The organism is Streptomyces sp. BHT-5-2, assembly GCF_019774615.1.
Taxonomy (GTDB): domain Bacteria; phylum Actinomycetota; class Actinomycetes; order Streptomycetales; family Streptomycetaceae; genus Streptomyces.
The window spans coordinates 1,717,714-1,735,490 of record NZ_CP081497.1 but is presented as its reverse complement, the minus strand read 5'-3'; the positions used below and the strand labels follow the sequence as shown (position 1 = coordinate 1,735,490).

Here is a 17,777-nt window from a genome sequence, read left to right as displayed (position 1 = left end):
GCGGAGCGGGGCCCGGACCGATGGGTCCGGGCCCCGTGTGCGGCTCGATGGTATCCGGGCCGGCCGAAGCTATCGGCCCAGCGTCGCCACCATCACCGCCTTGATGGTGTGCATCCGGTTCTCCGCCTCGTCGAAGACCACCGAGTGCGCGGACTCGAAGACCTCGTCGGTGACCTCCAGCGAGGTCAGACCGTGCCGGGCGTGGATCTCCCGGCCGACCGCGGTGCCGAGGTCGTGGTAGGCGGGCAGGCAGTGCAGGAACTTCACGCCGGACCTGCCGGTCGCGCGCAGCACGTCCGTCGTGACCGCGTACGGGGCGAGCAGCGCGATCCGTTCGTCCCAGACCTCCTTGGGCTCACCCATGGAGACCCAGACGTCGGTGGCGACGAAGTCGGCGCCCAGGACGCCCTCGGCGACCTCCTCGGTGAGGGTGACGCGGGCCCCGCTGGTCTCCGCGAGCGCCCGCGCCCGGGCGATGACGGACTCCTCGGGCCACAGCTGCCGGGGCGCCACGATCCGTACGTCCATGCCGAGCAGCGCGCCGGTGACGAGGTAGGAGTTGCCCATGTTGTTGCGGGCGTCGCCGAGGTAGGCGAAGGCGGTCTCCGTCAGGGGGCGGCCGCCGCCGTGCTCGATCATGGTCAGGACGTCGGCGAGCATCTGGGTCGGGTGCCAGTCGTCGGTGAGCCCGTTGTAGACGGGCACCCCGGCGTGCGCCGCGAGTTCCTCGACGTCTGCCTGGCGGCTGCCGCGGAACTCGATGGCGTCGAACATCCGGCCGAGGACGCGGGCGGTGTCCCTGACCGACTCCTTGTGCCCGATCTGCGAGCCGGACGGGTCGAGGTAGGTCGTCGAGGCGCCCTGGTCCGCGGCGGCGACCTCGAAGGAGCAGCGCGTCCGGGTCGAGGTCTTCTCGAAGATCAGGGCGATGTTGCGGCCGTTCAGGCGGCGGACCTCGGTACCGGCGCGCTTGGCCGCTTTCAGCTCGGCGGCCAGATCGATCAGTCGGCGGAACTCCTCGGCGCTGAAGTCCAGCTCCTTGAGGAAGTGGCGACCCGTGAGGTCTATCGCCATGGGTGGGCTCCTCGTTCGCGGCGGGGTGGGGCGGGGGTGATGGAGGGGGCGGGTGAATCGGTGGGGCGAGGGGATGGTGAGGTGGTGTGGTCGGTGAGCGGTGGCCGATGAGTCGGTGGGTGTCGTGCGCTTGGGCTCCGCTCGGCCCCCACTGTGGAATTATATACGAGTTAACGCATCTCTATACGGGTCTCCCGGGTGGACCCTACCGGCGGCGCGCCGCCCCTCCCGTCCCCTCCCACGCCGCCCCGGATCACCCCACGCCCGGCACCGCGTCCCTCGTCACCGGGCAGCTCATACAGCGCGGCCCGCCGCGCCCGCGCCCCAGTTCGCTCCCGGGGATCGTGATCACCTCGATGCCGCGCTTGCGCAGAAAGGTGTTGGTGGTGACGTTGCGCTCGTAGGCGACCACCACGCCCGGCTCCACCGCCAGCACGTTGCAGCCGTCGTCCCACTGCTCGCGCTCTGCCGAGTGCACGTCCTGGGTCGCGGTGAGCACCCGGATGTCGGCGAGGCCGAGGGCGGACGCTATGGCGCGGTGCATGTGCTCCGGCGGATGGTCGGTGACCTTGAGGTCCTGCGCGCCGGCACCCGGTTCGATGGTGTACGAGCGAAGCATGCCCAGGCCCTCGTACTGGGTGAAGGTGTCCCCGTCGATCATGGTCATCACGGTGTCCAGGTGCATGAACGCCCGCCGCTTGGGCATGTCCAGCGCCACGATCGTCCGTGCGGATCCCGCCGCGAACAGCCCGCGGGCCAGGAGTTCCACCGCCTGTGGCGTGGTGCGTTCGCTCATGCCGATCAGCACCGCGCCGTTGCCCAGGACGAGGACGTCGCCGCCCTCGATCGTCGAGGGGAAGTCCGCCTGGCCGTCCGACCAGACGTGGAAGGACTCGTCACGGAAGAGCGGATGGTGGTGGTAGATGGCCTCGTAGTGCACGGTCTCGCGCTGCCGGGCGGGCCAGCGCATCGAGTTGATCGACACCCCGTCGTAGACCCAGGCGGAGGTGTCGCGGGTGAAGAGGTGGTTGGGCAGCGGTCCCAGCAGGAAGTCGTCGAGGTCCATCACGTGGAAGCGGACCGAGGTGGGTTCGGGATGACGTTCCAGGAACTCGCGCTTGGTCATCCCGCCGACCAGCGCCTCGACGAGTTCGGGCACCGGCAGCTCGTCGAACGCCGCCCGGAGGTGGTCGGTCGCCAGCGGCCCGTACTCCTTCTCGTCGAAGACCCGGTCCAGGACCAGCGTGCGGGCCTCGGGGATCTGCAGGCTCTCGGCGAGCAGATCCCCGAAGAGGTGCACTTCGACGCCCCGGTCGCGGAGCACGTCCGCGAACCCGTCGTGCTCGGCCCGGGCCCGCCGCACCCACAGCACGTCGTCGAAGAGCAAGGTGTCCTTGTTGGACGGGGTGAGCCGCTTCAGTTCCAGATCGGGGCGGTGCAGGATCACCCGGCGCAACCGCCCGGCCTCTGAGTCGACATGGAATCCCATCTCCCCATCTTGTCGGCTCCGACGGCCGGACGTCGGGAGTCGGGAGGATGTCGGGGCGTGCGGGTGTCGGCCCGGTCTACCCCCGCCCCTCCCCGCTCCGCCGCAGGGTCAGCGCCGCCGCCACCGCGACCGCCGAGGTCACCGCCGCGATGATCCAGCCACCGCGCAGCGCCCCCAGATCCGGCTGCTGCCGGCCGCCCATGGTGGCGACCAGGACGGCCACGCCGAGCGCGGTACCGGCCTGCCGCGACACCATCAGCACGCCGGATCCGAGGGAGAGTTGACTGCTCGGCAGCGATCCCGCGGCGGCGAACATCACCGGCTGGTAGAGCCCGGTGCCGCACCCGGCGAGGACCAGACCGGGCAGGAACCGCACCGCGTAGTGCGTCCCCCCGCTCCCGTCGCCGGCCAGCACGATCCACCACAGCGCCGCCGCCACGAAGCACAGCGCACCGACCACCGCCGTCATCCGGCCGCCGATCGCCCCGACGATCCGGCCGGAGACCACCGAGACCACCAGCACGGTCAGCGGCCAGGGCGCCATCGCCAGCCCCGCCGTCCGCACCGGGTAGTGCCAGACGTCGGTGAACAGCAGGCTCGCGGCGAGCATCATCGCCCCGTAGGCGACGAAGTAGCTCAACAGCCCCAGGGTGGCCGGGGTGAAGCCGGGTGTACGGAAGAGCACCGGGTGCACGACGGGCTGTTCGGCCCGCCGGACGTGGCGGACGCCCAGTACACCCGCCAGGACGCCGGCGGCCAGGACGGCGAGCGTGGCCGGAGTGGTGTACCCCCACTCCGGGGCCTCGACGAACGCGGTGACCAACGCGCCGACGCACACCAGCACCAGCGCCGTCCCCGGCAGGTCGAGCGCCTGCCGCGGCCCGCGCACCGACCGGGGCAGCAGCCGGCCGCCCGCGCCGACCGCGAGCAGCACCACGGGGACGTTGATCAGGAAGATCAGCCGCCAGTCGACCGCGGCGAGCAGCCCGCCGAGCACCGGCCCGGAACTCGCCGCCACCGCGCTGACCGCCGTCCACACACCGACCGCGGTGGCCCGCTCGCGGGCCGGGAAGGCGGGCAGCGCGAGGGACAGCGAGGTGGGGATCAGGACCGCGGCGGCCGCGCCCTGCACCACCCGCGCGACGATCAGCAGCGCCAGCGTGGGGGCCGCGCCGCAGGCCGCCGAGGCCAGGCCGAACAGCACCATGCCGATCAGGAAGCAGCGCCGCCGTCCGGCCTCGTCGGCCAGCCGACCGGCCGGCACCAGGAGCGCGGCCAGCACGACGGTGTAGCCGTTGAGCACCCAGGAGAGCGCGGAGGCCGGCGCCGGCGCGAAGTCCTGGCCGATCGCCGGGAAGGCGATGGTGACCGCGATCAGGTCGAGTACGGCCAGGAACTGCGCAGCGGAGGCGATCGCCAGGATCAGCCAGCGACGGGGGTCGGGGGCTTCGCCGGCGGTGGTGCTCGTGGCGGCGGTGCTGCTCGTGATCACGGTGGCGCTTGTGGTGTCCGTGCCGGTGCCGGTGCCGGTGTTGACGTCGGTGTCGGTTTCGGTGAGGTGGGGAGCAGGGCCCGCGCCCGCGGGCATGCCCGTCCCCCGGCCGCCCAGATGAGGAGTGGTCATGCCGATCAAGCATCGGCCGAACGCTCCCCTGCCACGAGTGGCAGTACTGCCACCACCCGCTACATTTCTGCCACCCGTTCTGCGACACTCGCGCCATGCCATCGCTCGCGATCGCCGTCACCGCCGGCATGCCGTTCTTCGAACTCGCCGTGCCCTGCCACGTCTTCGGCTTCGACCGGCTCCGGCCACCTCCGGACTGGTACGACCTCCGGGTGTGCGCGGTCGGCGGCCGGGAGGGCGAGACGAACCTCGCCGGCGCGTGGTTCAGCACCCGGACCCCTTACGGCGTCGCGGAGTTGGTCTCCGCCGACACGGTCATCGTGCCGGCGTCCGCGGACGTCCACGGCGACCCGCCGGACGAACTCGTCGACGCCCTGCGCGAGGCCCACCGCCGCGGCGCACGCGTGGTCTCGTTCTGCTCGGGCGCCTTCACCCTCGCCGCGGCCGGACTGCTCGACGGCCGGACCGCCGCCACGCACTGGATGTACGCGGCACTGCTCGCCGAGCGCTATCCGGCGGTGAGCGTGGACCCGGCGGTGCTCTACGTCGACCACGGCGACGTGCTCACCGGCGCGGGCGCCACCGCCTCCATCGACGTCTGCCTGCACCTCATCCGCGAGGACTTCGGCACGGAGGTCGCCAACTCCCTCGCCAGGCAACTGGTCGCGCCCGCGCACCGCCCCGGCGGCCAGGCACAGTACATCGAGACGCCGCTGCCGGAGCGACGCGACGACTCCCTCGCTCCCGTCCTGCACTGGGCCACCGAACGGCTCCGCGAGCCGCTGACCGTCGCCGACCTCGCCCGGCACGCGCACACCAGCCCACGCACCCTCGTACGGCGCTTCCACGCCGCGACCGGCACCACGCCGATGCAGTGGCTCCAGTCCCAACGGATCGCCCGGGCCCGGGAGTTGCTGGAGAGCACGGACCTGTCCATGGACCGGGTGGCGGAGATCGCCGGCCTGGGGACGGCCGCAAACCTCCGCCGCCACTTCACCCGCGCGATGGGCGTACCCCCGGTCGACTACCGACGCACATACCGAGCGGCACGGGTGGCCTGAAGCCACCGCCCGCGCCGCCTGGACCCACGGCGCGGGCCACGCTCGCGTTCCGCTGCGCCCCACCGCTGGGGCGTGTCGTCAAACTCCCGTCGTCCGCCCGGAGGGCGGGCCTCGCTGCGTCTGGTGCGTGCGATCTCAAGGCGGAGGGTCATCCCGGTACTGGGCGTACCGGGATGAGCCCGACAGCGCAGGATGAGGGTCCCCCGCGCCCTCAAGGCGTGGGGGAGCGCGTGCCAGGCGTCCCGAGGGAGGCGGGAGTTTGACGACACGCCCTACAGCCGCGGATCCACCGGCTCCGACTCCAGCGCGAGCACCGCGAAGACGGCCTCGTGCACCCGCCGGAGCGGTTCGCCCGCCGCCAGCCGGTCGAGCGCCTCCAGCCCGAGCGCGTACGCGCGCAGGGCCAGCGAACGCTTGTGACCGAGGTGGCGGACGCGCAGCCGCCGCAGGTTCTCCGGACGGGTGTACTCCGGGCCGTGGACGATCCGCAGGTACTCCCGGCCACGGCACTTGAGGCCCGGCTGGACGAGCCGACCGTCCGGCTGCCGGACCAGTGCCCGGAGCGGCTTGACGACCATGCCCTCACCACCGTCGGCGGTGAGATCCAGCCACCACGCCGCACCGGCCGCAACCGAAGCCTCGTCCCCGGTGTCGACGACCAGCCGCCGCGTCGGCGCCAGCAACCGTATTCGCTCGGCAGCAGACACGACAGGCACGGCCGCGGACACCCCACCCGCGGAGTCGGCTTTCGCCTCGGGCGCCTCGGCCACCGTGGACGTCCCAGACGCTTCCGATACCTCGGCAGCACGGCGATCCGCCGCCCCGCCCTCCACCACCGCGGGCACCTGCTCGGCCGCTATCAGCCGGTCGATCAGGGCCAGTTGCTCGGTATGCGGCAGACCGGCCAGGCTACGGCCCTCGACGGCGAGTATCTGGAACGGCGCGAGCCGCATCCCGGCCAACCCACCACGCCCGGACCAGGACGTCTCACCCGGACGGTCACCAGGTCGGCCATCCGGACCGACGTCCCCGGACGACACCGGCTCCTCGGACGGCACCGGCTCCCCCATCCGCCGGCAGCAGCGCCGATACGCCTCGGTGAACGCCGCGGCGTCGGCCGCCCGGCCCAGCTGCCGTTCGAGCAGTTCGGCCACCTCCACCCCGCGGGCGGCCGCCGCCTCCAGCGCGCCCAGCATCCCCGGGAACACCGCCCGGGACGCCGCACCGACCGCCGCGTACCGCGTACGCAGCAACTCCGTCGCCCTGAGCGACCACGGCATCAACTCGGCGTCCAGCAACAGCCAGCCGGTGTCCAGCTCCGCCCAGAGCCCGGCCCGGCCCACACAGTCACGGACCCGCCGCAGTATCCGCTCCGTCGTCTCCCGATCGTCGAAGAACGGCCGTCCGGTGCGGGTGTACAGGGCACCCGACACCCCCGCGTCCGCCACCCCGAACCGCTCCCGGGCCACCGCCTCGTCCCGGCAGACCAGCACCACCGCCCGGGAACCCATGTGCTTCTCCTCGCACACCACTTCCCGGACGCCGGCCGCACGGTACTCGGCGAACGCCTCCCGCGGATGCTCCAGGAAGCCCTCGCCGCGAGCGTCGGCCTCGCCCTCCGGAGCGGTCGGGCAGGGCGCCATGGTCGGTGGCAGATATGGCAGCAGCCGCGGGTCCGTCGCGAAGCGGCTCATCGCCTCCAGAGCGGCCGCGGCGTTCTCCTCCCCGACGGCGAGGCGGCCCATGTGGCGGGTCTCCACGGCCCGCCGGCCGGCCACATCGCCCAGATCCAGCGGCCGGCCGGCCGCCCCGCCCGGCGCCTCCGCGGCCAGCGGCCTGGCGGGCTCGTACCAGACGCGCTCCGACGCAACGTCCACCAGCTCGCGCTCCGGCCAGCGCAGCGCGGTCAGCTTCCCGCCGAAGACACATCCGGTGTCCAGGCAGATGGTGTTGTTGAGCCAGCCGGCACGCGGGGTGGGCGTGTGGCCGTAGACGACGGCGGCGCGGCCGCGGTACTCCTCCGCCCACGGATACCGCACGGGCAGGCCGAACTCGTCGGTCTCGCCCGTCGTGTCGCCGTACAGCGCGAACGACCGCACCCGGCCCGACGTACGGCCGTGGTACTTCTCCGGCAGCCCGGCATGACACACCACCAATCCACCCCCGTCCAGGACGTAGTGACCGGCCAGTCCCCGAATGAACTCCGCGACCTCAGCGCGGAACGTCTCGTCCTCCCTCCCCAACTGCTCGACGGTCTCGGCGAGTCCGTGCGTGTGCCGAACAGCCCGACCATCGAGATAACGTCCGAGCTTGCTCTCATGATTCCCGGACACACACAATCCGTGACCGGATGCCACCATTCCCGTCACCAACCGCAGCACACCGGGGCTGTCCGGCCCCCGGTCGACGAGGTCGCCGACGAACACCGCCGTACGGCCCGCGGGGTGCTCCGCGTCCACGGCCCGCCCCTGCCCGTCGCGTGTCAACTCGTAGCCGAGCCGGCCGAGCAGCGTCTCCAGCTCGGAGCGGCACCCGTGGATGTCGCCGATGATGTCGAACGGCCCGGCGAGGTGCCGCAGGTCGTCGGCCCGCCGCTCCCGGACGATCTCCGCGGCCTCGATCTCCCGCTCACCGCACAGGACGTGCACCTTGCGGAAGCCCTCGCGCTCCAACCAGCCCAGCGAACGCCGCAGTTCGCGCCGGTGCCGCTGGATGACGCGGCGCGGCAGCCCTCGAACGCGTCCCCGCTGGCGGACTGATCGTTCTCGTCGTCACCGACCAGCCCCCGGCAGAAGTCCGACGAGATCACTTCGGTCGGCTTGAAATGCCGGGCGGCGAACGTCGACTTACCGGAACCGGTCGCTCGGATCAGTACCACCAGCGACAGATCGGGCACAGCCAGCGAACACTCCGTCCGGCGGGCCACGGAGGACACCCCTCGCCAGACACCCGCTCACCGGACACCCCTGGCCAGACAGCCCCTCGGGCCGGGACGGAGGCCCACTGCTCACGTCACTCATGCCGCCTCCCCCTCCTGCCGCGCGCCCGGCCGCTCCCGGGCCCTCCACTGCCACTCGCGCTCACCCTCGCACCACTACCACCGCTCACACCTTTATTACCGTTTACACCCTTCTCTCGCTCTCCGCCCCTGGCACCATCGGCACTACGGGCACCGGTACCGCCATCGGCACCGCGGCCGGCATCACCACCACGTCCACCGCCACTGTCATCACCGTCGCCACTCCCCTCCCGGGTGAAGCACGCGAGCTGGGTGGGCGGCCCGACCTCCGGGTCCTCCGGCCCCACCGGGCCGAACCACACCGCATAGCCGTACCGCGCCGCGGCCTCCGCCGCCCAGCGCCGGAACTCCTCCCGCGTCCACTCGAACCGATGGTCCGGGTGCCGCACCCGCCCGGCGGGCAACGATTTCCGGCGCACGTGGTACTCGACGTTCGGGGTGGTCACCACGACCGTCCGCGGCCTGGCCGCCCCGAACACCGCTTACTCCAGCGCCGGCAACCGCTCCGGATCGACATGCCCGACGACCTCGCTGAGCGCCGCCGCGTCGAGCCCCTTGAGCCGGTCGTCCGTGTACGCCAGCGACCCTGGACGAGCCGTACGCGCCGCGACTGGCGCTCGGGCATCCGGTCGAGGCGCAGCCGGCTCCCGGCCTCATGGAGCGTCCGCATCGACACGTCCATACCGACGGACTCCGTGAACTGCCCCTCCTCAAGGAGCGCGCCGACCAACTCCCCCTTTCCACAGCCCAGATCGAGGACCGTGGCGGCTCCGGACGAGCGCAGCACGTCGGGAATCGCCTCGCGCCGCCGCACGGCGAGCGGGAGCGGCCTCTCCTCGGTGCCGGCCTCCTCGTCCACCGCGTTGTCGATCTCCTCGACGATCGCGTCGTCCACGTCGGCGAGCCGCTCCAGTTCCGGCCGCGCCATCGCCTCACGGGCGGGCGACCAGCGGCGGGCGAGACAGCGGCCGACGATGAGCCGCTGCTCGGGGGGATGCTCCGACCAGCCCTCGCCGGCGCGCAACAGCTTGTCGACCTCGTCGGGCGTCACCCAGTAGTGCCTGGCGTCGTCCAGGACCGGCAGCAGCACATACAAGTGCCGTAGCGCGCGGGAGAGTTCGCACTCCCCCTCCAGGACGAGCCGCACATGACGCGAGTCGCCCCACTCGGGAAAGGTCTCGTCCAACGGCAGCGGCTCCGCCGGCACCGACCAGCCCAACGTCCCGAACAGCCGCTCCACCAGCCCCGCACCACCCCACCCGGCTCCAGCCCGGAATCCCGCTACACCCAACGCAGAATCCCGATGCACCCCACCCCGGGAGCCCAGCGCCGCGCCCCGCGGGCGCCGGGGCGCCCCCTACTCCGGAACCCGAAGCACCCCGCCCCAGGGCCCGGCGCACCCCGAGCCCCGCGCCCCCGACACCCCGACAGCACAACCCGGAGAGGCGCCCCGCACCCCCTCCCTCGTCCACGGCCTGGGCCCACTCCCCGCACCGGGCCCCGGCCGGACGGATCACGGGCCCCCGACGCCGCAACAACCCCGACGCCGAGGACGGCCTCACCCGCCAACTCCCCCGCAATCCCGGCCCAGCCAGCCCAGCTCGATCTGGCCCAACCTGGTTCGACCCGGCTCAACCTGGCTTAGCCCAGCTCAGCCAATCGCAGCCCCGCTGGGAACAACTCAACCCAGCTGCGACTGGACCTGTGCCGAGATCAACTCCAGGTGATCCAGATCTTCGAGATCCAGAATCTGCAGGTAGGCCCGGGACGAGCCGATGGCGGAGTACCGGCCGAGCTTGTCCACGACCTCCGCCGGCGAGCCCGCCAGGCCGTTGGCCTTGAGTTCGTCCACCTCGCGACCGATGGCCGCGGCCCGCCGCGCCACCTCGGCATCGGTCCTGCCCACACAGGCGACCAACGCGTTGGAGTACACCAGGTCGCCACCCTTGCGCCCAGCGGCTTCGGCGGCCGCCCGCACCCGTCCGAACTGGCGCTCACTGTCTTCGAGCGAGGCGAAGGGAATGTTGAACTCATCGGCGTACCGCGCCGCCAGCTGCGGAGTGCGCGTCGCACCGTGTCCCCCGATCAGCACCGGAACCTTGCCCTGGGCGGGCTTGGGCAGTGCGGGCGACTTCTCCAGCTGGTAGTACCTCCCGTCGTATGAGAACTCCTTTCCCACCTCCGTGGCCCACAGGCCGGTGACGATCGCCAGCTGCTCCTCCAGGCGCGCGAACTTCTCCTTGGGGAACGGAATGCCGTACGCCTTGTGCTCCTCCTCGAACCACCCTGCGCCGAGGCCGAGTTCGACCCGCCCGCCGGACATCTGGTCTACCTGGGCGACCTGGATGGCCAGCACGCCCGGCAGACGGAAGGTGCCGGCCGTCATGAGGGTGCCGAGGCGGATGCGCTCGGTCTCGCGGGCCAGGCCGGCCAGCGTGATCCAGGCATCCGTCGGTCCGGGCAGCCCGTCGGCGTTCCCCATCCGCAGGTAGTGATCGGAGCGGAAGAAGGCGTCGAACCTGAGATCCTCGGTGGCCTTGGCGACCTTCAGAAGGGTGTCGTAGGAAGCCCCTTGCTGGGGCTCGGTGAAGATGCGTAGATCCATACCTCCATCCTGCACGGCCCCGGGCGAATCAATCGCCGGGGCCTGCCGCCACACGGGGCGTTCTCGTTCCGGCATATGCGTCGTACGTTGCGCGCGAACCATGTCGCCGCGGGATGCGTGGTGCTGGGTGCGTAGCGCTGGGGGACGTCACGCTCGGACTGCATCGTGCTGGCAGTGCCTCTCGTACGGGAGGTGTGTAGTCGGAGCGGCGGGGCGCCGTCAGGGGGCGGGGGAAGCGAGCGCGTGCGCTCGGCCAGAGCAGGCAAGTGGCTGAGCCCATGGCGCCGACCGGGGCCTGGCGGCCAGGCTTCTCGCGTGTGGACGACTGCGGGGACACACGTCAACCGCTCACCGGCGAGCCGAGGAAACGGTGCCGAAGACGAACGAAGCGAGGAAGGAAGAAGAGGAACTACGGGCGGAAGCGGCACAGACGGGTACCAGCCCTGAGCATGACGGGCCAGGGGCACAAGTGGTGGCGTGCCTCTGCCCGAGCAAGCCGGTTGAGATGATCGGCCGGCATGGGGTGGCAGCCGGGCCGACGAGGGTGACAGAGGGCAGGTCGGGTGGCGGCCCGCCCTCCGTCAGGCAAGGTGCCGGTCGCGTACCTCCAGTTTCTCCAGTATTCCGACGACGTGGTCCCTGGACTCGTCCGCGGTGTCCATCGCCTCCACGCAGGTCCAGTACATCCCCTCCTCTTCGGCCGAGATCACCACTCCCACCAGTGCCTCACACACATCTCGGAGCAGCTGGCACAGGCCGATTAAAGCCGCCTTGACATCACGTATCTCGGTCAGTTGAGCCGCCCGCAGTCCGCCGGTGGTCGCTGTCGAGCACAGCAGTCCCCCGCTGAACCGCCCGCTCGTGTCGCCCAACCCTCGGGCTCTGGACCGCACTTCGTACGGACCGAATATCGCGAGATGACTGCCTATCGCCTCCGCCAGGGCCTGCGCCTGCCACGCCTCGACGAGCACGTCGTGAACCGTGTTCGCCTGCGCCAGACCGCGCCGACCGTCCACGATGATCCGCACCGCGTCCATCTGTATCCCTCCTTCCTTCGTCATACGCGCTCACCCCGCTCTCCTTCCACTACCCAGAGTGAGGGTCAACAGCCAAAAACGCCAGAGGAATTCGCAAATCTGTGGACAACCAAGGCGCTGTGGAAAGATCCATGACTCCACAGAGTGACAAGAGGCGGATTCGGAACGGTCGCGGCAGCACTTCCGGCCCTCATGGTTCCCTCATGCGTCACTGCACCCCCAGCCGCCACCTAGCATGAATGGCACCACATACGGCGCTCAAGGCTCTTTCGACACACCAATCACTGCGATCCCCGTCATTCGGCACACCGCTCAAGCCGCATGCACCACTCCGCCCCCCGCGCAACGGCGGTGACAGTGACATCGAGAACGGCGCCGACAACGACAGCCACAGCCATGGCCGAGTCGACGCCCGAGCCGGCGCACAGCAGCCACCGGAACGCGCCCCCTCGGCCCGACACGAAAAGGCCGGTGGGGCGAAGGCTCCCACCTCCGCCCCACCGGCTTCAGTCCCCCGGACGACGCCCGGCGCTCCCTGCCCGACCGTCACTCGCCGTCCCGCGGCCGGTCCGGCGGCGCCTGCCGGACCGCCGGGAACCTCGACTCGTTGCGCTCGATCTTCGCGGCGAGCGCGCCGAGCGGGTCGATCCCCAGTGCCTGGCAGAACTGGAGCAGATACGCCAGAACGTCCGCGACCTCGTCCTCCACCCGGCCGGCCGACTTGGGGTCGGCCATCACCTTGGCCGACTCCTCCGGGGTCAACCACTGGAAGATCTCGACCAGTTCCGCGGCCTCGACACTCAGCGCCGCGGCCAGGTTCTTGGGGGTGTGGTACTGCTGCCAGTCGCGGGCAGCCGCGAAGTCGGCCAGGCGTCGCTGCAGGGCATGAAGATCCTCACTCATACCCCTAGGTGTAGCACCTGTACGTCGGGCAGCCCCTCGGCGACCGACGGGTCCCGCACGGTGCCCAGCAGCCGGACATGTCCGCGTTCGGCCATCCGTACGGCCAGCGAGACCAGTTCCCGGGCCTGACGGCCGTCCATACAGCGGTCCATGCCGTCCGCCATCACCGTCATCTGCTGCAACGCCGACGGAATCTCCCCGGCCGGGTCCATGGCGAGCACACCGGGCCCGGTCAGGAGCACCAGCGCCAGCGCGAGGAACCGCAGCTCACCGTCGCCGAGCAGTTCGACGGGCATCTCGCCCATGGAGCCGCGGTCGAGAACCGTTCGCGGGGCCTGCGGGCCCGACGTCGCCCGACCGTCCGGCACCGCGCCACCGACGCCTCCGCCTCCGCCTCCGTCCATGGCCTCCCCTGCTGTCGCCGCATCCGGCTGCCGGGGAACCGCACGCAGACCCTCGACAGGCCCGGCGCACGCCTCCCGGACGGCTGCCACCAGGACGGCGTGCCGTCGGGAGCATTCGCGGCTGGTGCGCTCCAGCACAGCGGAAAGGTTGTCGCAGGACGACCTCAGTCGCCCCTCGTCGCGTTCGTCGTCCTGGCCCCAACCGCTGGCCTCACCCCCGTTCCGGACGCTCTTGCGTCCGCGCGTACCGGTCGCCCTGCCGGCCCCCGCAGCTCCCCCGCCCTTCCCCGAGCGGCCCGAACCGCCGCCTCGGCCGCCACCACGCGCACCGTTGCCACGCCCCGCGCCTCCACCGGACGCGCCGCCCGCCGTGCTGTCGTCGCCCCCGGCGCCACCCGCCGCCTGTCCCCGCATGACCTCCGGCCGGGGATCGCACACAAAGGCTGAACGCAGCGCGACCACGACTTGTTCCGCGGCGGCCAGGACAAGGCGCTGCCCCTCCGTCTTGCCCGCGACCCGCAACGGGAGGAGGGAGGTGGCCAACCGGTCGTCGGGCAGTGGCGCACGGGTCACCGGGGTGGCTCCCGCGGTGTGCCAGGCGGCCTGGACAGCGGATCGGGTGGGATCGGTGAGAGCGGTGGTGAGCAGCGTCTCCCCGCATCCCGTCAACCGCTCACCGACGATGCGGAGTTCGGGTTCGGCCTGTACTGCGAGATCGAGGTCGACGGGACCAACCGGGCCGTCGACCGTACAGCCGATGCGGAAGCCGCGCCGCCCCTGCTCATCCGGGCGCGCATCGGCCGGTACGCAGGCGGAGGCCCCACCCGCCACCACCCCCACGGCTCGCTCCAGAGAGTCCCCGCTGCCGAGCCGGGCAAGGATCTCGTACGCCTGCAACACACTGGACTTGCCGCTTCCGCTGTCACCGCTGAGCAGCGTCAACGGGCCGAGCGGCAAGTTGACGCCGCGATGGGTCTTGAAGGCGGACAGCCGTAATTCGATGACGGCCGGACGCACACTGCCGGTATCCATGTGGGGACGCTATGCAGTCGCGCACACGGAGAACCGTTACGCCCAACCGCTCTTCCTACGAACGGGGGACGGCGCCCGCCGCCGGCTCCGCAACCTCGGTGCCGACCGGCGCCAGCAGGAACACATTGGTGTCCACGCGATGCATGCCGCTGCCGAGGCCGAAGACGACGCCGCTGGCGAAGTCCAGGATGCGCTTGGCGACATCGGTGTCCGCGCTACTGAGGTCCAGCAGGACCGGCAGCTGCGCCATGAGGTACTCGGCCACTTCCCGGGCGTCCCCGAAAGTTTGGACGCGGATGACGATGAACCGCCGTGTCTCCTCCGTCGGTTCGTCGTCGGGGAGCGCGCGGTGGTCGGGCCAGGAGGGCCATTCTCTGCCGCCGCGTAGCGGTACTACTTCGGCGAGCCCTTCCCACTGCTCGTCGGTGGCATCGGGGCCGTTCACCGAATCACCTCACCCAGAGGAGCGCTGGCTTTCTGCGGTATATGCATCGCACGATTCTAGAGATAAACCCACAAACCTCGCCGACTGCGACACCCGCGGCGCCGCAGCCGCTCCCATCCTGCCTCATAGCTCTGACCAGTGCAGACACCTGGACAGATCCACCCGGTCGAGTTTCTGTATGCCTGTTCATCCTCTCTTGCGGCGAAGGCGCGACCGGACTCCCGGGCCGCTATGGCCAACTGCCTGACGGGGGTTCACCTTCGGGCGAGCCGGCGACGCCGTCCGCTCGTGAGCTGCTCCTGGCCCACGGACGGATACGCAGCGCGCACTGTCATGACGGATGACGTGGCGTTTGTCACGGCCGCGGGCTGCGCCGAGGGACGGCAGAGCCGGGAGGCCCACGCCCCGCCCACCCGAGAAGCGGCAAGTCCCGTGCGCCGGCGCGGGCATGAGGCGCGTGGCGCACGCACCCGTCCCACCATCGCGTCGACGGGCCGACGCAGCAGCCCTCGATACCGCCCCTCGCTCGGCGTGAACACCGCGACCGAGGCGGCAGTTCAGGCGTTTCCGCTGGTCGGAGGCATTGTCAGTGCGGTCTCGTACGGTGGGTGCATGAGTGCGGAGAGTGCCCGTCGAGGGTGGCTGCAGGCGAACTCGGATCCGCCGGGCGCGAGGTGCGTCAGGTCGTCCGCGCGCGGTGTGTCAGATCGTTCGAAGGGGCGTTGCGGTCGGCGGGTTCAGCGGGCCAGTCGACCGAGGAGTGAGGAGGCGACGGTGATACCGGCGACCGCGGCGGCGGTGAGGACGAGGAAGTCGAGGGCCAGGTGTGAGGCGGTGCCCAGGAGCAGTCCGCGGAGGGCGTCGACTTGATAGCTGAGGGGGTTGATCTTGCTGATGGCCTGTAGCCAGCCGGGCATCACGGCCACGGGGTAGAGGGCGTTGGAGGCGAAGAAGAGCGGCATGGTGATGGCCTGGCCGATGCCCATGAGGCGGTCACGGGTCAGCACGATGCCGGCGATCGAGATCGACAGACAGGAGAAGAAAGCGGAGCCGAGGACCACGGCGACGGCCACGCCCAGCAGGCGCAATGGATTCCAGGTCATGGCCACACCGAGCAGGGCGGCGATGACGATCACCACCACGGCTTGGAGCAGCGCCTTGACGCCGGCCGCGAACGCCTTGCCGGCGATCAGGGCGGACCGTGGGGTTGGGGTGACCAGCAGTTTGGTGAGGATCCCGGCGTCCCGCTCCCAGATGATCATGATGCCGTAGAAGATCGCGATGAACATGGCGGACTGGGCGATGATTCCGGGCGCCAGATAGTCGATATAGGGGGTACCACCAGTGGGAATGGCCTTGATACGGGTGAAGGTCTCACCGAAGACCACCAGCCAGAGGGCGGGTTGGACGGCGCGGGTGTAGAGCTCGGTGCGGTCATGGCGGAGTTTCTGCAGCTCGACCACGCACATCGCGACGACTCTGGCGGGCAGCACCCGCCAGCCGGTGCGGGCGCGCGGTGGGCTGAGCAGCAGGTCCAAGTGGTGGGCGGCAGCGGCGTTCTCAACCGACCCGGGCTGCGGTGCGGCGGGTGCTTCGGACATCGCGGAAGCCTCCTGACTGCTCGTCGAGGCCGGTGCCGGCGACGTCCCGGAAGACGTCCTCCAGCGTCGGCTCCGTGTCGGGCGACGGAGAAGTGAGGGCCGTGGACGCGGTCGTCGTGGTGCGCGCGGCGTGTGCGCGACGGGCGCGCAGGGCCGAGCGAAGTTCGCCGGGCGTACCGAGCGCGCGTATCCGGCCGCGGTGCATCAGGGCGACGCGGTCGCAGTACTGCTCCGCCTCGTCCATGTAGTGGGTGGTGACGAGGACGGTCATGCCGGTGGCGGCGCGGACGGTGTTGATGTGCTCCCAGACCGTGGTGCGGGCAATCGGGTCGAGGCCGATGGTCGGTTCGTCGAGCATCAGCAGGCGGGGCGCGCTGACCAGGGCCTGGGCGAGTTCGAGGCGGCGGATCATGCCGCCGGAGTACGTGTTGGCGAGTCGGTTGGCGGCATCCGTGAGGCCGACGGCCTGCAGTGCCTGGGTGACGCGGGCGGCGCGCTCGCGGCGGGGGACGTCGAAGACCCTGGCGAAGAGCGCGACGTTCTCCCGGCCGGTCAGGCCGGCGTCGGCGGACAGTTGCTGCGGCACATAGCCGAGGAGTCGCCGGACGGCCATCTGTTCTCGCGCAGCGTCATGGCCGAAGACTCGGACCATGCCCGTGGGGACGGGCAGGAGGGTGGTGATGCAGCGGATGGCGGTGGTCTTGCCCGCGCCGTTGGGCCCGAGCAGGCCGAAGACCTCGCCGGGGCGGACGGCCAGGTCCACTCCGTCGACCGCCCGGGTGTCGCCGAAGGCGTAGCGAAGGGCATGGCAGGTGAGGGCATCAGACCCTGGAGTCGGGCCGGAAGCCGGCGGGCCGCCCGGTGCAGGGGCTCGCTCCGGTGCCGGGTCCACCGTGCCGTTGGTCGGTGCGGCAGCGGCATGCAGGGACTCACCGGGGGTGGTCACCGGTACCGGTCGGCCTGGGTCTTCGCTGGTCATGGTCCCTCCGTCTGCTGGTGCAGGTTGTGGGCGAGCCGGCGCAGCGCCGGAAGGGCGGCTTCCAAGGCTGTCCGTTCGGCCTCCGAGAGGCATGCGACCTCTTGGCGTACGAGGGCGCTGCGGCGCGTCTCCCAGTGGTGCAGCCGGGTCCGGGCCTCCTGAGTGGGGAAGAGCTGGGCGGAACGTCGGTCGGCGGGGTCGATCTCCCGGGACAGGTAACCGGCCCGGCTGAGCCGGTTGACCAGGGTGGAGACCGAGTTGCCCGCCAGGTAGAGCTCTCGCGCGGCGGCGGAGACACGGATGCCGGGCCGCGCGGCGACCAGCCGCAGCAGTTCGACCTCCGCACCGCGCAGGCGAGGGGACGGCAGGCCGGGGCGGAGCCGCCGGCGAATCAGCCGCTGGATACCGGCTAGTACGTCGGCCAGCTCGTCGGGGAAGTCCCGATTGGCCATATATCGACTTTAGCTCTGAGTGAGAGGCATGGCAGGGCGGCGAAAGGTAAAG

Annotated in this window: 12 protein-coding genes and 2 pseudogenes; 1 reads left to right on the top strand and 13 read right to left on the bottom strand. The window is 71.1% G+C overall.

Translation table 11 applies throughout. From position 1 onward, the window contains the following. Positions 1 to 69: 69 nt before the first annotated feature. From argF to K2224_RS35420, 3 genes are all read right to left on the bottom strand, one after another. Positions 70 to 1,074: an ornithine carbamoyltransferase gene (gene argF, locus K2224_RS35430; RefSeq protein ID WP_221911213.1), complete on the bottom strand. Its 1,005-nt coding sequence runs from the start codon at positions 1,072 to 1,074 to the stop codon at positions 70 to 72. A gap of 253 nt (positions 1,075 to 1,327) precedes the next feature. Beyond that, positions 1,328 to 2,563, bottom strand: coding sequence for an arginine deiminase (locus K2224_RS35425; protein ID WP_221911212.1), 1,236 nt, complete (start codon positions 2,561 to 2,563; stop codon positions 1,328 to 1,330). A 76-nt stretch (positions 2,564 to 2,639) separates the two neighbouring features. Then, the gene (locus tag K2224_RS35420; RefSeq protein ID WP_260693664.1) at positions 2,640 to 4,187 is read right to left on the bottom strand and encodes an MFS transporter; all 1,548 of its coding nucleotides are present in this window, start codon (positions 4,185 to 4,187) and stop codon (positions 2,640 to 2,642) included. Positions 4,188 to 4,282: 95 nt separating this feature from the next. Here K2224_RS35420 and K2224_RS35415 point away from each other — a divergent pair, with 95 nt between their 5' ends. Further along, positions 4,283 to 5,248, top strand: coding sequence for a GlxA family transcriptional regulator (locus K2224_RS35415; RefSeq protein WP_221911210.1), 966 nt, complete (start codon positions 4,283 to 4,285; stop codon positions 5,246 to 5,248). 272 nt (positions 5,249 to 5,520) lie between these two features. On the opposite strand, the pseudogene K2224_RS35410 reads toward K2224_RS35415, so the two are convergent. The 10 genes and pseudogenes from K2224_RS35410 to K2224_RS35365 all read right to left on the bottom strand — a co-directional run bounded on the left by K2224_RS35410 (position 5,521) and on the right by K2224_RS35365 (position 17,725). After that, positions 5,521 to 8,183: pseudogene (locus tag K2224_RS35410) on the bottom strand (polynucleotide kinase-phosphatase). 77 nt (positions 8,184 to 8,260) lie between these two features. Continuing rightward, positions 8,261 to 9,522: pseudogene (locus tag K2224_RS35405) on the bottom strand (3' terminal RNA ribose 2'-O-methyltransferase Hen1); the annotation flags it as partial. A gap of 426 nt (positions 9,523 to 9,948) precedes the next feature. Continuing rightward, positions 9,949 to 10,872, bottom strand: coding sequence for an LLM class F420-dependent oxidoreductase (locus K2224_RS35400; RefSeq protein WP_221911209.1), 924 nt, complete (start codon positions 10,870 to 10,872; stop codon positions 9,949 to 9,951). 581 nt (positions 10,873 to 11,453) lie between these two features. Next, positions 11,454 to 11,909 carry a DUF6099 family protein gene (locus K2224_RS35395; RefSeq protein ID WP_221912152.1) on the bottom strand — a complete coding sequence of 152 codons (456 nt, stop codon included), beginning with the start codon at positions 11,907 to 11,909 and terminating at the stop codon, positions 11,454 to 11,456. A gap of 546 nt (positions 11,910 to 12,455) precedes the next feature. Continuing rightward, a complete protein-coding gene (locus K2224_RS35390) occupies positions 12,456 to 12,812 on the bottom strand; it encodes a nucleotide pyrophosphohydrolase (protein WP_221911208.1) in 357 nt (118 codons plus the stop codon). Beyond that, on the bottom strand, positions 12,809 to 14,248 hold the full coding sequence (locus tag K2224_RS35385) for a biotin transporter BioY (protein ID WP_221911207.1): 1,440 nt from the start codon (positions 14,246 to 14,248) through the stop codon (positions 12,809 to 12,811). The genes K2224_RS35390 and K2224_RS35385 overlap by 4 nt, the downstream gene beginning before the upstream one ends. 55 nt (positions 14,249 to 14,303) lie before the next feature. Continuing rightward, entirely contained in the window at positions 14,304 to 14,693 is a 390-nt protein-coding gene (locus tag K2224_RS35380) for a cell division protein SepF (protein WP_221911206.1), read from the bottom strand. Positions 14,694 to 15,430: 737 nt separating this feature from the next. Then, a complete protein-coding gene (locus K2224_RS35375; RefSeq protein ID WP_221911205.1) occupies positions 15,431 to 16,294 on the bottom strand; it encodes an ABC transporter permease in 864 nt (287 codons plus the stop codon). After that, positions 16,254 to 17,273 carry an ATP-binding cassette domain-containing protein gene (locus K2224_RS35370; protein WP_221911204.1) on the bottom strand — a complete coding sequence of 340 codons (1,020 nt, stop codon included), beginning with the start codon at positions 17,271 to 17,273 and terminating at the stop codon, positions 16,254 to 16,256. Before K2224_RS35370 ends, K2224_RS35375 begins: the two co-directional genes overlap by 41 nt. Further along, the gene (locus tag K2224_RS35365) at positions 17,270 to 17,725 is read right to left on the bottom strand and encodes a MarR family winged helix-turn-helix transcriptional regulator (protein WP_221911203.1); all 456 of its coding nucleotides are present in this window, start codon (positions 17,723 to 17,725) and stop codon (positions 17,270 to 17,272) included. The genes K2224_RS35370 and K2224_RS35365 overlap by 4 nt, the downstream gene beginning before the upstream one ends. Positions 17,726 to 17,777: the final 52 nt, after the last annotated feature.